Source organism: Bradyrhizobium sp. CCBAU 45389 (assembly GCF_028128625.1).
In the GTDB taxonomy this organism is placed as follows: domain Bacteria; phylum Pseudomonadota; class Alphaproteobacteria; order Rhizobiales; family Xanthobacteraceae; genus Bradyrhizobium; species Bradyrhizobium liaoningense_B.
Map to the genome: position 1 here is coordinate 120,010 of NZ_LBIY01000095.1, position 13,887 is coordinate 133,896.

Below are 13,887 nucleotides of genomic sequence, written 5' to 3' on the forward strand. Positions count from 1 at the left end.
CCAATAACGGACCCAATCGTAGCAGGCTTTATGCGAATGTGCGCTTGCTCTCGGCGAGCCCGATCGGCTCCGGCGCGAGCGGCGGGGCCGGATCGTAGACCGCGAAATCGTTCTTGCCGTTCTTCTTGGCGGCATAGAGGGCGTGATCGGCATGCGCGATCAGGCGATCCGGGAATTGGCCGATGCCGCGGTCCCACTCGGCGACGCCGATCGAGATCGCAATCGGAATCTCCTTGGCCGTGCAGGCGGCGGCATCCTGGCGGCAGACCTCGAGCACGCGGCGGGCGATCGCGGCCCCCTCGCGCAGGGACGACGACGGCAGCACGATGCAGAACTCGTCGCCGCCGGTGCGGGCGAGCATGTCGCCGGGCCGCAACCGCGTCTGCGCCATCAGGGTGAAGTGGCGCAGGCACTCGTCGCCCGCGGCGTGGCCGTGGGTGTCGTTGATGGTCTTGAAGCCGTCGAAGTCGATCACCAGCAGCGAGAACGGCTCGCCGCTGCGCTCCGAGCGGGCGCATTCCTCGGACAGGCGCTGCAGCAGATGGCGCCGGTTGGCGACGCCAGTGAGATCGTCGAGCAGCGCGAGGTCGGCGACCTCACCCCGCAGCCGGTCCATCGCCATCAGCAGGAAGCCGAAATTGAGCGTCATCGACAGGAACAGGAGCCCCAGCACCATGACGGCATGGTTCTGACCGCCCGCGATCGCCGAGAAATCGTAGCCGAGCAGGTTGCCGACCGTACGCACCATGAGAAGCCCGATGATGCTGAGGATGACGATGCCGGACAGCCGCGCGCCCGGGCTGACGCGGCCCTCCGGCGGCGACAGCAGCAGATGCAGCGCCAGCACCAGCGGCAGCCCCTGACCGATCGTGTAGCTGAGCATGCGCAGCTGCATGTGCTCGAAGCCGATCATGAAGAACACGACGCCGGCAAGGCTCAGGCATTCCGTCGCGATCATGATGCGCCACGAGACCGGCCGACCATAGAAGCGCTGAATGCCCATGGCGGCGAAGCAGCTCGCCGCCATGACGCCGGCAGCGCCGAGCAGAAGCGGCACGGGGGATGTGACGAACAGGCGGATCAGGGCCGTCATCGCGCCGGCCGCGCCGACGAAGGACGATGCCATCCAGAACCGCGCAGCCGCGAATTTCGGATAGGAGCGCGTCACATAGGCCCAGATCAGGCCGAGCGCGAGGAAGTTGACGACGAAGACCGTCCAGAGTGTCGGTACGTTCAGCATGGTGAGCACAGCGCGCGCAGCGTCGCCTCCCCCATTCCTGGCAGCCGTCCGTCCATGACCCATCCCCGTCTTCTTGCGGGGAATATTGCGCGCCCTGCGCTTAACGGAGTCTCACTGCGATCCTTCAAAGCGCGCCTTTGGTTTTGGATTCATGAACGGCGCGGCCGCGTTGTCGGATCGTTAGGCATGCCGCCGCCGTCCCGCGCGACGCGCTTGATGCGGATTCGCGGGCAAAAATCACCCGAAAATGCATCTGAGCTGTGGATAACGCGATGACACGGATGTGACAGCACAGGGCAGAGCCCTGCGAATCTGCTGAGTTTATGGTCGAGGATATTGCGAGGCTGGCCCTCCGCCGAGCATCCCTCGTGTCGCGTTCCACCATTAACCCCTAAGAGGATACTATGGCTAAGAAAGCGAAGAAGGCGGCGAAGAAGAAGGCGAAAAAGGCCAAGAAGGCGAAGAAGAAGTAACGAGGCTTCTTTTTCTTTGCCCGGGTGGAGCCTGGCTCCGCCCGGGCGTCGGATGGAAGAGTTTGAAGGTAGCGGGCGCGAGGCCCGCTTTTTTATTGGCTGCTTGGCGACGAGCTCCGCTCTCTCACTCCCTCTCCCCGCCCTTCGCGGGGAGAGGTTGAAACCTACCTTTCCGCAAATGCCAGCTTGGCGCCGAGTGCGGCAAAGCCCGCCGCAAAGCTGCGACGCAGCCAGGCCATCACGGCGGGGCGGGAGATGACGCGCTCGCGGACCAAGGCGGCACACAGGCCATAGACGGCGAACACCACAAAGGTCATCGCCATGAAGGCACCGCTCAATTCGAGCATCCGCGCCAGCACATGGGTCTCGTCCGCCGCGATGAACTGCGGCAGGAAGGCGAGGAAGAAGATCGACAGTTTGGGATTGAGGATGTTGATCAGGAAGCCGGTGACGACGACCCGGCCGCTCGACCGCTCGCGGATCTCGCCCTCTACCGCCAGCGCCCCGGTTTCGCGTAGCGCCTGCCAGGACATGTAGAGCAGATAGAGCACGCCGCCCCATTTCAGCGCGGCGAAGGCGAGCGCGCTGGTGTGGAGCACGGCGGCAAGCCCGAGCATCGCAGCACACATGTGCGGCACAATCCCGAGCGTGCAGCCGAAGGCGGCAGCGAGACTGGCGCGCGAGCCGCGCGTCAGTGCCGCCGCCAAGGTGTAGAGCACGCCGGTGCCGGGCGAGGCGACCACGATCAGCGAGGTAAGCAGGAAGGACCAGGACATGGGCCAACGCTATCACCCCGCCTCGCGGCAGGAAAGTCGGGCGGCGCGATCGGTCCTCAGGACAGCTGTGCGATCTCGGCCTCGCGCAGCACATCGAGCGGCGCCCACGGCTTGGCCCAGAATTTCGCCCCGTCCGGCAAGGGCTGTTTCAAGGGACGCCCGGAGGTGACGACGACGTCGAGCTTCGGATTGCGATCCTTGGCGACATACGCAAGCTCGACGCCGTTCATGCGCCCCGCAAGCTGCACGTCGGTCAGCATCAGGCATAGCGCACCGGCATTCTTATCCAGCACGCGTTCGGCCGCCTCGGCGCTTTCGCACTGAATGACCTGATAGCCGCTCTCTTCCAGCAGGACACACAGCATCTCGCGCTGCATGGCGTCGTCTTCAACGATGAGCGCTGTCGCGCGAAATGGCTTTGCTTGTCCCATCGACGGCTCCCAAAATACCTGCGTCGGTAACCTATGTTAAAAACCCCGAGCGGCTACGGTTCGGTTTCATTTCAAAAAAATGTAAACCGTGGTTCCATGACCCGGGGACTTGACGGGGGATTTCATGACTGCGATTCGCGGCGCCGCCGCCGTAACGGGAGCTGCCAGCGGCATCGGTCGCGCGCTGGCCATCGAGCTGGCCCAGCGCGGCTGCGATCTCGCGCTCGCCGATCGCGACGAGGCCGGACTGAAGACGCTCGCCACCGAGATCGGACAAGCGCGCAAGATCAGCCTGCATCGCGTCGACGTCGGCGAGCGTGACGACATCGCGCAATTCGCGGCCGAGGCGATCGCGGCGCATCCCACGCTCGGCCTCGTCGTCAACAATGCCGGCGTGGCGCTGCTGGGCACGTTCGAGGAGATCGACCAGGCGCAGATGGAGTGGCTGTTCGGCATCAATTTCTGGGGCGTGGTGCACGGCACGCGCGCCTTCCTGCCGCACCTGAAGACGCTGCCTGAGGCGCACATCGTCAACATCTCGTCGATCTTCGGCATCATCGCCCCGCCGGGGCAATCGGCCTATGCCGCGGCAAAATTCGCGGTGCGCGGCTTTTCCGAGAGCGTGCGGCACGAGCTTGCAGTTGCGGGCAGTCCGGTCAAACTGGCGGTGGTGCATCCCGGCGGTATCGCAACCTCGATCGCGCACAATTCACGCGCCGGGGCCGGCGTCACCGACAATGCGCGCCGCGCGCAGATGATCGAGCGCTTCGAAAACGCGGCGAAGACCACGCCCAAGGATGCGGCGCTGCGCATCATCAAGGGCATCGAGAGAAACGAGCCCCGCATCCTGATAGGCAACGACGCCCGCTTCATGGACATCTTGCAGCGCTTCCGCCCGGGAACGTATTGGGCGCCGCTGCAGCGCAGGCTGGAAAAGATGGCGAAGGGGAAGTGAGCCGGGGACGCGATGGCGTTGCCTCGCCCTTCGCTGCCGTAGGGTGGGCAAAGCGTAGCGTGCCCACGACTTCCGACAACCGATGGAAATCGTGGGCACGGCGCTTCGCGCCTTTGCCCACCCTACAAGACCGTGTGGGTACTCACTGCCCCGCGAGCCGGTCCGCGAAATAGCCGATGGTCTTGCGGTAGACCACCGCCCTGTTCCACTCGCGCATCGCCTCGAAATTGGCGGTGCCTTCGCCGTAGGGCTGGCCCATCTTGAAGCCGCTGGTGTGCAAGAGGTTCGCGGTCGAGGCGAGCACGTCGGGGACGCTGTGGCGGAGGTCGACATGGCCGTCGCCATCGAAATCAACGCCGTACTTGATATAGGACGACGGCAGGAACTGGGTCTGGCCGATCTCGCCGGCATAGGCGCCGATGAGGTCGCGCAGCGGCAGGTCGCCGCGCTGCACGATCTTGAGCGCGGCGAGCAGCTCGCCCTGGAACAGGTCGGTGCGGCGGCAGTCATGTGCCAGCGTCGCCAGCGTGCGGATCACTGGCAGCTTGCCGATGTCGCCCTTGCCGAAATCGCTCTCCAGCCCCCAGATCGCGACCAGGATATAGCGCGGCACGCCGAACTGCTGCTCGATGCGCGAGAGCAGCGCGGCGTGACGCTGCAGCAGCGCCCTGCCGCCATTGATGCGGCCCGGACCGACGCGGGTCGAGACATACTGCTCAAAGCTCTTGTTGAAGGTGTAGCGCTGGCGCCGGTCGAAGGCGAGCACGGCGCCATCCTGGGTGATGCCGCTGAACGCCGCACTGGTCACGCCCGCCGAAACGCCGGCCGCTTGCGCCTCCGAGGCCATGGTGGCGATGAAGCCGTTGAAGTCGCCGCCGCAGCGCGCGGCCTGCGCCGAGCCGCCGGCCAGCGAAAGGACGACGGCGGTGGCGAGAAGCGATCTCAACATGCGGGGAAATCCTCTGAAAATATGCGTAGGGAACGCGGATCATGCCCGGGAACAGGATTCGCGTCAAAGCGGCAAAACCTCGCCAGAACCAACCATGCGCCGGGTGCGACTAAAGGGAGCGCTCACCCCGTCCCCAACGAATCGAGATGACCATGCCCATTCCGTACCGGATGCTTGCTGTCCTCGCCTTGGTCTCGTTCCACGCCGTCACCACCGCCACCGCGCAAACCCGCGATGTCGCCGGCGCGCGCGATTATCCCGGCATCGGCCGGTTCACCGGCAGTGTCATCACCGGCTATGTGGTGAAGGATTTTGATGCGGCGCGGATGCAGGCGGCTCCCTTCAAGGACGGCCAGCCCACCGATGCCCGCCGGCTCGAAGGCCGCATCGTCCGCATCGCCTATCGCACCAATCCCGGCCCCTCGATCCTGGAAGTGTCGCGCAATTTCGAGACGCAGCTCGCAAAGGCCGGGTTCGAGACGTTGCTCGCCTGCGACACCGAAGCCTGCGGCGCCATCCCCTTTACCGAGAGCGTCGACACGCTGCCGATCCCGCAGATGTGGATCGACGGCTTCAACTACCGCTATTTCGCCGGCCGCAAGAGCGAAGGCGGGCGCGAGACCTATGCCAGCGTCCTCGTCAGCCAGAACAACCAGGAGATCTACGCGCAGGTCACCGTCGCCGAGCTGGGCGCGATCGCCAACAAGATGGTCGATGCCGCCGCGATGGCGAAGGGTCTTGGTGAGACGGGCCACATCGCGCTCTACGGCATCTATTTCGACACCGACAAGGCGGTGCTGAAGCCGGAGAGCCGCCCGACGCTGGAGCAGATTGCAAAGCTCTTGACCAGCCAGCCACAGCTCAGCGTCTTCATCGTCGGCCACACCGACAGCCAGGGCGCCTACGAATACAATCTCGACCTCTCCAAGCGCCGCGCCGAGGCGGTTGCCGCCGAGTTGGTGAAGAGCTTTCGCATCGCGCAAGGGCGGCTGCGCACCGCCGGCGTCGGATTGCTGGCACCGGTCGGCTCGAATGCAACGGATGCCGGCCGCGCGCTGAACCGGCGGGTGGAGCTGGTGGCGCCGTGATGGGGATGCACTCGCGAGTTTGATGCGCATCAACATCGCTAGGCGGGCAACATGCGAGGGAGAGCCTGCGCCCTCTCCTCTCGTCATTCCGGGGCGCGCATAGCGCGAACCCGGAATCCATTGAGCGGCAGAGCTGGTGGATGAATGGATTCCGGGTTCGCGACTTCGTCGCGCCCCGGAAAGACGGATGAGAGAGTTGCCGCTATAATGTTGATGCTCTCGCCGCGCTGCCGAGCATGAGGCAATCAGCGATGCCCAATATCAAGCCCACATCACCCCGCCTCTTTCGCATCCCGCTGTTCCGCCTGCTCGCCATCAATCTTGCGATCGGCGCCTGCGCGGCAGTGCTGCTGGTCGGCGGGCTGCTCTGGCTTAACCCCGGGCATCTGCGCGAGCTGATCTTCGCCGACCGCACGCCGGGCATCGCGCTTGTTCTGCTGCTCGCCTCCTTCCTCATCACCTTCGGTTCCGCCGCAATGGGCAGCGCGATCATGGCGCAGGGACGTAAAGAGGATGATGGCAAGCGCGGCGGCGGATCGCGGCTCGCCGTTCAGGAGATGGCGCAGCGCCCGCGCACGCGGTGAGATATCCACCGCGGCGATGGAACTCGTCTCCACCCGAGGGAACCGTTGGTCTGCAGCAGACGGAAGAGGTGCAGCGGAACGCAATTCCCTACGGGGCGCGCAACGCCCGCTGCATTGCGACAACAGCAAGATGAACAAAGTGCTTTGATAATCCAAACAATTGCTTCGATCTGCATGGGAACTCGATTTTCACGATCGCTGCATATCTGCTGCGCTCGCTGCGACACCAGCGCTCTCGCGATTTGGCTTGCCACGGCATGACGCAATCTATAACATTCTATTTTAGGTTGTTGCCCTGCCAGCCCCGGGCGACACTGAAGACCAAAAATAGACGGCGGGCTTTGCGGCCCGCCGTTTATTGAGGGTTCGCACCGGACCTTCGAAAAGCGCACGGCGCTTGCATCCTGCAAACAGCTTCCCTCCTGCAAAAAGTGTCGCCGATCGACGGCGCGGAGAGATCCGCAAGACCACGGCTGCATGCGGACAATCGCGAAAGCCATTTGACTGCGGCGTCCTGATCGACGACAAGCCGCCATGGCCAAAAAACCCGGAACCAACCCCAAAGGCGAATTCGCCTTCTTCAACGTCGTCTATGAAGACGGCTCCCAGCGCTCCAATCGCCGCGTGCCCACCGAGCTGCTCGGCGGCCTCGACGGCGACGAGCCCGCCCGCAGCTTCATCATGGAGCAGGACCGCGAGATCGCGGAGAAGAGCGGCCGCCCGCCGCTGGCGATCAAGAGCCTCGATCGGGTGGGGGCGAAGAAGAAGTAGGCCGACATCGGCAGGCGCTCACCAGCGCCCGCTCCGCTTATTCCAGGCAAACAGCAGATCGGCAAACCGGTCATAGAAGAACCGCGTGAACGGCAGCGCCGCGCGATTGCCGAACAGCGACGCAAGCCACCCCTCCCCCGGCGTTATCAGCCACAACGCAATCGCGACATCCGCACCGACGATGAGCCGACCGGTCTCGTCAGTCGCATGCAGGCGCCGCCTGATGTCATCGAGCGAAGCGCCAAACTGCGCCAGCGCGTCGGGCTGCTCGTTAATGTCCTTGAACTCGACCGTGCCCGCCCGCACCAGCGCCAGCAGCTTGTTGCGCTGCCAGTCGATGCCGGCGTCGCAGACGGGGCAGCGGGTGTTGTACCAGACGGTGAGATGAGGGTCGGGCATCGCCTGACGGGGTTGGAAACCAAGCGGAAACAGCCACAAAAGCAGAACGAGCAAACAACGGCAGCGAATAGTTTGCCACTATCGCCCCGAAGAAATCCCGGCGCCAGTATAAAGAAAAACGGCGGGCTCTCGGCCCGCCGTTTTCGTTTGGATGGATGCCCGGGTCAGGCCCGGGCATGACGATCCGAATTAATTGTCCAGGAACGACCGCAGCTTCCGCGACCGCGACGGATGCTTCAGCTTGCGCAGCGCCTTCGCTTCGATCTGGCGGATACGCTCGCGCGTCACCGAGAACTGCTGGCCGACTTCTTCCAGCGTGTGGTCGGTGTTCATGCCGATGCCGAAGCGCATGCGCAGGACGCGCTCTTCGCGCGGCGTGAGCGAGGCGAGCACGCGCGTGGTGGTCTCGCGCAGGTTCGACTGGATCGCGGCGTCGATGGGGAGGATCGCGTTCTTGTCCTCGATGAAATCGCCGAGATGTGAATCCTCTTCGTCACCGACGGGCGTCTCGAGCGACAAGGGCTCCTTGGCGATCTTGAGAACCTTGCGGACCTTCTCCAAGGGCATGCCGAGCTTCTCGGCCAGCTCTTCAGGAGTGGGCTCGCGGCCGATCTCGTTCAGCATCTGGCGGCTTGTGCGCACGATCTTGTTGATCGTCTCGATCATGTGCACGGGGATGCGGATGGTGCGGGCCTGGTCGGCGATCGAGCGGGTGATCGCCTGCCGGATCCACCACGTGGCGTAGGTCGAGAACTTGTAGCCGCGGCGGTATTCGAACTTATCAACGGCCTTCATCAGGCCGATGTTGCCTTCCTGGATCAGGTCGAGGAACTGCAGGCCGCGGTTGGTGTACTTTTTCGCAATCGAGATCACGAGACGGAGGTTGGCTTCCACCATCTCCTTCTTGGCCTGGCGTGCCTCGCGCTCGCCCTTCTGCACGGAGTGCACGATCTTGCGGAACTCGACGATCTCGAGACCGGTCAGCGCGGCGAGCTGATGCACCTCGTGGCGAAGGTCCTTGATGCGGTCCTTCTCGTGATGGACGAAGTTCTTCCAACCCTTGGCCGAAAGCTTCGAGACACGGTTGAGCCAGCGCGGATCGAGCTCCGAGCCGGTGTAGTTGCGCAGGAAGTCTTCGCGGGCGACGCCGTGGCTGTCGGCGAGACGCATCAGGCGGCCCTCATGCGAGACGAGGCGCTTGTTGATGTCGTAGAGCTGCTCGACGAGCGAATCGATGCGCGCCTGGTTGAGGCGCAGCGACTTCACCTCGACGATGATCTCGTCCTTGAGCTTGCGGTACTTGCGCTCCTGGTGCGGCGACAGCGAGGGCCCGTGCGAGGTGCTCTCGAGCTGGTTCTGGATGTCCTGCTCCTGAAGCTTGCGCAGCTTCTTGTAGCTCTCGGCGATCTTGTCGAAGATCTCGACGACCTTCGGCTTGAGCTCGGCCTCGATCGCCGCGAGCGACATCTGGTTCTCGAACTCGTCGTCCTCGTCCATGTCGGCTTCGGCGGCGGCCTCGCCCGGATCCTTCTCGGCTTCACCGTTGCCGGCGGCGGGCGCGGCGCGGAACGGAGTCGGCGACGGGGGAGCTGCGGGCGGCGCGACATGCGCGGGCGCAGCACCGGTCGCGGCTGCGGCCTCTCCGCCCTCGGTCGAGGCTTCGCCGCCTTCGCCGGCGGGGCCGCCGATCATCGCGGTGTTCATGCCGCCCTTGGCGTCGGGACCGGCATAGGTCGCTTCGAGATCGATGATGTCGCGGAGGAAGATCTTGCCTTCGTTGAGCTCGTCGCGCCAGATGATGATGGCCTGGAAGGTCAGCGGGCTTTCGCAAAGCCCTGCGATCATCGCCTCGCGGCCGGCCTCGATGCGCTTGGCGATCGCGATTTCGCCTTCGCGGGAGAGCAGCTCGACCGTGCCCATCTCGCGCAGATACATGCGCACGGGATCGTCGGTGCGCTCGCCGGGCTCGCTCTTCTTGACCTCGGTGACGGCCTTCTGGGTGACCTCGACGAGCTCGTTGTCGGTCTCGTCCTCGCCGCCCTCGTCCTTGTCCTCCTCGCCTTCGCTGTCGTCGGCTTCGGTGACGTTGATGCCCATGTCCGAGAGCATCGACATGATGTCCTCGATCTGTTCGGGCGAGGTCTGGTCGGACGGCAAGACTTCATTGAGCTGATCGAAGGTCACGAAGCCGCGCTTCTTGGCCTGCTTGATCATCTTCTTCACTGCCGCATCGGACAGATCGAGCAAGGGAGACGGCGCGTCCTGGGAATCCTTCTCGGGAGCATCCGCTGCCTTGTCGTCTTTTTCCTTGTCCTTCGCCTGCAGCGTCTTTGCCTTGGTGGCCATCCATTGCTCCTAAACGCGCTTCATGCGAGACGTTCGCCGCGCCCGCGTGAATTCACTTGAACCTGTTGCTCGACGCTCTCGCTTCGGCAGCTCTCGACACGGAAAGGGCGGCGCACATGTCTCTCGCCACCCCCAACTCTCTCTCGCCGGAATTGCCTAACGCTTCGTGAGCCTCTTTGTCGCAGCGGATGCAGGTGTAGTGCCAACAGCTATTGCGCGGATTCATTCCTGACGCGTCTGTTCTGCCTGCGGCCGCCTCTGGGCCAAAGTGCTACAAGACCGTTAAGCCTCGATTAACCCTGTTTTTGCCGCCAAACCTTGGATTTGGCGAGTCTTTTAGCGGTTCCGGCCCCGGCCGTCCGCATGATTCTTTCATCACACGCTCTTCTGGAGCCGACCCGACAGCTCGCCAAAACCCTCGATCAGGGCCTCGGTACCGTCGACTTCGGCCATCCGGGCCTTGACGTCACGCAGCCATGCCAAATTGGCCTCGCTGGGGTCCTCCCCCAAGGCCAGCTCGGCGTCCTTCAGCTCTCTAAGTAGTGAATGCCATTGCCGATGCAAGGCAACCAATTGATGCCAGGTGGCAAGAACATCGTCCCGCGCCGCCCCCTCACGAGCGCCCCACACCGCCGCGGTGGTGATTGCACCTTCAACCCTTTGAAGGACCTGAGAAAATCCGCTCCTATCGAGGTCGCCGCGCATCTTCTCGGCCTGCTCCTCGGGATCCGGCGAGTGGTAATGGTCGTTGACGAAGGCGCCGATAATGGCGGCCCGGAGCTTGTGGGCCTCGGGATGGGCGATCTCCAGGGCAGCCACCTCCTCGAGATGGTCGTGCAGCAGCCAGGGGTGGTTGATCAGGCATTGCAGAATCAGGGCCTCCCGGCGGGAGATGGCGCTCCGCTGTCCGCGCATGATCGGGCTCGCCGCCAGCTGGGGGCTCGCCGCCTGATAGGGCCCCGAGGGCAGCAGGGTCGGCCCGGGCGGGCCGCCGCGGCGGTTTTGGCCACCGAATCGATTCGCCTGCCCACCGCGGGGCTGGAATGGGCGGCCGCCGCCCTGGCGGAAATTGCCCCGGCCCGCAAAGCCGCCGCGCCCGCCGTCAGGCGCGAAGGCGCGCTGCAGCCGCTCGACGAAATCGTCGCGATAATAGCGCCGCACCACCTCGTCACGGATGCCGTTGGACAGCTCCTTGATCCGCGCCTCCAGCGCGGCACGGCGTTCGGGGGTAGCAAAATTGCCGCCTTCGAGTTCGCGCGACCAGAGCATTTCGGCGAGCGGACGCGCGGCCGCAATCACCTCTTCCATCGCGCCACGGCCGCCGGAGCGCACGAGATCGTCGGGGTCCTGCCCTTCCGGCAGCAGCGCGAAACGAAGACTCTTTCCGGGCGCAAGGAAGGGCAGCGCGAGATCGGCGGCACGGTAGGCTGCCTTCTGTCCGGCGCGGTCGCCGTCGAAGCAGAGGATCGGCTCGTCCGCCATCTTCCAGAGCAGCGCGAGCTGGCTTTCGGTGAGCGCAGTACCGAGCGGCGCGACGGCGCCTGAAAAACCCGCGGTGACCATGGCGATGACGTCGACATAGCCTTCGACCACAACCAGCGCGCCACCGTCATGGGTGGCTTTGCGCGCGGTCTGGTGGTTGTAGAGATTGTCGCCCTTGTGGAAGAGCGGCGTCTCCGGCGAGTTCAGGTATTTGGCCGGAACGTCCTTCTCCAGCGCACGCCCGCCGAAGGCGATGACGCGGCCGCGCAGATCGGTGATCGGAAACATCACGCGATCGCGGAAGCGGTCGTAAGGCACGGGAATGTCGTTGCCGGCCACGAGCAGCCCGGTCTCGATCATGTCGTCGACGGAGATTCCGAGTTTGCCGAGATGCTCCTTCAGCGCAAAACGATCGGGCGAGGCATAGCCAAGGCGGAACTGCAATTGGGTCGCCGGCGAGATCGCGCGGTCGGCCAGATAGCCGCGCGCCTTGGCGCCGACGCGTGAGGCCAGCGTCTCCGCGAAATATTTTGCGGCGAGATCCATGACGTCATGCAGCGAGCGCCGCCGCTGCTCCTCGCGCGCCGCATTGGGCGTCACCGCCGGCAGCGGCAGGCCTGCCATGTTCGCCAATCGCTCGACGGCCTCGGCGAACGGCAGGCCGTCGGTCTCCATCACGAAATTGATGATGTCGCCGTGCTTGCCGGAGGAGAAGTCGTGATAAAAACCCTTCTGGTCGTTGACGTAGAAGGACGGCGTCTTCTCCTGCTGGAACGGCGACAGCCCCTTCCACTCCCGCCCCGCCTTCTTCAGCTTGACGCGCTTGCCCACGACTTCGGAGACCGAAAGCCGGGCACGAAGCTCGTCGAGGAATTGGGGCGTGAAGCGCATGGCCATGGTGTGTGTGTAGCGCAATCCAAAGTGAGTCGGGCGAAGGATCAGGGATATAGGTGCGGCTTGGCCAGAAGTCAGGTTTAGGCGGGTTATCCGGGTTATTCGACCTATGCACAGGGCCTGGTCCCGTCACCCTGAGGTGCTCGCCTCTTCGGCGAGCCTCGAAGGGCGACGGCCCGGCTGCATCAGGGCCGATTCATCCTTCGAGGCTCACACTGCTTTGCAGTGTGAGCACCTCAGGATGACGGAACGGGCGCACCGCAATGACGGGAAAAGCTTGAACCGCGCCCGGTTCCACGCTTCCATACCGCCATGTTCAGGACCTTTCGAGGCGGCCACAGCGGGGGCTGGCGCGTCACCTCGATTTCATCGGTGACGGGCGAGCCCCTGCCCTTCATGCCGGCGCTGTCGGTGACCGACAGCGACGCGGTCTCGTTGCCGCTTGTGCCCTCGCGCAATGCCTGGCGGCTGGTCGGCGTACCCAGCAGCCTGCGCTACACCGAGCGGCCCGAGAAGCAGCAGCTCGTGGCCGTGCAGGCCGGGCTCGGCCGGATGGAGGCCACCAGCGCGGCCCTGATCCCGATCCGCAAGTCGCAGGCCTGGTGGGATCTGACCCAGGAAGAGCGCCGCAAGATCTTCGAGGACAAATCGCACCACATCGCCAGCAGCCTGCGCTTCCTGCCCGCGATCGCGCGCCAGCTCTATCACTGCCGCGATCTCGGCGAGCCCTTCGACTTCCTGACCTGGTTCGAATTCGCCCCCGCGGATGCCTCGCTGTTCGAGGAGCTGGTGGCGATGCTGAGGCAGACCGAGGAATGGAGCTATGTCGAGCGCGAGGTCGACGTGCGCGTGGTGAAGGAAGTGCTGTCGGCCTAGAGCGTGATCCGGAAAAGTGCGCAGCGGTTTTCCGACGAAATCACGCTCAAAAAGCAACTAATGGTCGAGGAAGCGTCCCGAGGCGATGCGAGGCAGGTCGGTGACGGGCCAGTTGTAGATGTAGGTCCAGGCCTTCTCGGATGTGCCGTCCGGCAGCGTCACGTCGATCAGCTCGCGCAGATATTCGGTCGGCTCGGGAAAGCCTTCGCCGCAGGCCTCATACATGTCGAGCTCACCCAGCAGCTCGTCTGGCACGCGCAGCTGGAAGAGCTCGCCATGGACGAGGTCGGAGGAGGCGTCCGAGAGCAGCAATCCCGGATAATGCTTGATGAGGAACAGCCGGCCGCGGCAGGTCGCTTCGCCGACGAAGTCCGCGTGCTGCGCAAGCAGCCGCGCCATCGGATGGTCGAAGCCGCGCATCAGGGTGCCGTAGACGAAGAGACGGTTGGAGGTCATAGGGGGTCTATAGCTGTCCATGAGGTGGAAGGACAGCGCCGCTCCTTCGGTGTCGTCCCGGCGCAGGCCGGGACCCATAACCCCAGGGAGGAATTTTGCGAAGACTGGCAGTGAAGGGCTGACCTGCGGTACTAACACCGGGCGCCAATGTTAGATCACGCGGTATG

At 64.4% G+C, this 13,887-nt stretch carries 13 protein-coding genes; 5 read left to right on the forward strand and 8 right to left on the reverse strand.

The window, feature by feature from the left end; translation table 11 throughout:
• Positions 1-28 precede the first annotated feature (28 nt).
• The 3 genes from XH79_RS27515 to XH79_RS27525 form a co-directional block, all read right to left on the reverse strand.
• Positions 29-1,240 (reverse strand): GGDEF domain-containing protein, encoded by a 1,212-nt coding sequence (locus XH79_RS27515; RefSeq protein ID WP_271583636.1) that lies wholly within the window; start codon positions 1,238-1,240, stop codon positions 29-31.
• Positions 1,241-1,877: 637 nt separating this feature from the next.
• On the reverse strand, positions 1,878-2,489 hold the full coding sequence (locus XH79_RS27520; protein ID WP_271583637.1) for a LysE family translocator: 612 nt from the start codon (positions 2,487-2,489) through the stop codon (positions 1,878-1,880).
• Positions 2,490-2,545: 56 nt separating this feature from the next.
• Positions 2,546-2,920 (reverse strand): response regulator, encoded by a 375-nt coding sequence (locus XH79_RS27525; RefSeq protein WP_212341674.1) that lies wholly within the window; start codon positions 2,918-2,920, stop codon positions 2,546-2,548.
• A 124-nt stretch (positions 2,921-3,044) separates the two neighbouring features.
• On the opposite strand from XH79_RS27525, the gene XH79_RS27530 reads away from it, so the two are divergent.
• Entirely contained in the window at positions 3,045-3,875 is an 831-nt protein-coding gene (locus tag XH79_RS27530; protein WP_271583638.1) for an SDR family NAD(P)-dependent oxidoreductase, read from the forward strand.
• 142 nt (positions 3,876-4,017) lie between these two features.
• Here XH79_RS27530 and XH79_RS27535 read toward each other — a convergent pair whose 3' ends face one another.
• Entirely contained in the window at positions 4,018-4,824 is an 807-nt protein-coding gene (locus XH79_RS27535; RefSeq protein WP_271583639.1) for a lytic murein transglycosylase, read from the reverse strand.
• 152 nt (positions 4,825-4,976) lie between these two features.
• Here XH79_RS27535 and XH79_RS27540 point away from each other — a divergent pair, with 152 nt between their 5' ends.
• The 3 genes from XH79_RS27540 (at position 4,977) to XH79_RS27550 (ending at position 7,267) form a co-directional block, all read left to right on the forward strand.
• The gene (locus XH79_RS27540) at positions 4,977-5,912 is read left to right on the forward strand and encodes an OmpA family protein (RefSeq protein WP_442869977.1); all 936 of its coding nucleotides are present in this window, start codon (positions 4,977-4,979) and stop codon (positions 5,910-5,912) included.
• A gap of 251 nt (positions 5,913-6,163) precedes the next feature.
• Entirely contained in the window at positions 6,164-6,496 is a 333-nt protein-coding gene (locus tag XH79_RS27545; protein WP_212341678.1) for a hypothetical protein, read from the forward strand.
• Positions 6,497-7,030: 534 nt separating this feature from the next.
• Complete coding sequence (locus tag XH79_RS27550; RefSeq protein ID WP_212341679.1) at positions 7,031-7,267, forward strand: hypothetical protein; 237 nt, start codon at positions 7,031-7,033, stop codon at positions 7,265-7,267.
• 18 nt (positions 7,268-7,285) lie between these two features.
• On the opposite strand, the gene XH79_RS27555 is transcribed toward XH79_RS27550, so the two are convergent.
• The 3 genes from XH79_RS27555 to dnaG form a co-directional block, all read right to left on the reverse strand.
• Positions 7,286-7,666 (reverse strand): thiol-disulfide oxidoreductase DCC family protein, encoded by a 381-nt coding sequence (locus XH79_RS27555; RefSeq protein ID WP_271583929.1) that lies wholly within the window; start codon positions 7,664-7,666, stop codon positions 7,286-7,288.
• A gap of 189 nt (positions 7,667-7,855) precedes the next feature.
• A complete protein-coding gene (gene rpoD, locus XH79_RS27560; RefSeq protein ID WP_271583641.1) occupies positions 7,856-10,012 on the reverse strand; it encodes an RNA polymerase sigma factor RpoD in 2,157 nt (718 codons plus the stop codon).
• 375 nt (positions 10,013-10,387) lie between these two features.
• Positions 10,388-12,385: a DNA primase gene (gene dnaG, locus XH79_RS27565; protein ID WP_271583930.1), complete on the reverse strand. Its 1,998-nt coding sequence runs from the start codon at positions 12,383-12,385 to the stop codon at positions 10,388-10,390.
• A 315-nt stretch (positions 12,386-12,700) separates the two neighbouring features.
• On the opposite strand from dnaG, the gene XH79_RS27570 reads away from it, so the two are divergent.
• Complete coding sequence (locus XH79_RS27570) at positions 12,701-13,264, forward strand: chlorite dismutase family protein (protein ID WP_271583642.1); 564 nt, start codon at positions 12,701-12,703, stop codon at positions 13,262-13,264.
• Between the two features lie 57 nt (positions 13,265-13,321).
• Here XH79_RS27570 and XH79_RS27575 read toward each other — a convergent pair whose 3' ends face one another.
• Positions 13,322-13,720 carry a gamma-glutamylcyclotransferase family protein gene (locus XH79_RS27575; protein WP_212341687.1) on the reverse strand — a complete coding sequence of 133 codons (399 nt, stop codon included), beginning with the start codon at positions 13,718-13,720 and terminating at the stop codon, positions 13,322-13,324.
• Positions 13,721-13,887: the final 167 nt, after the last annotated feature.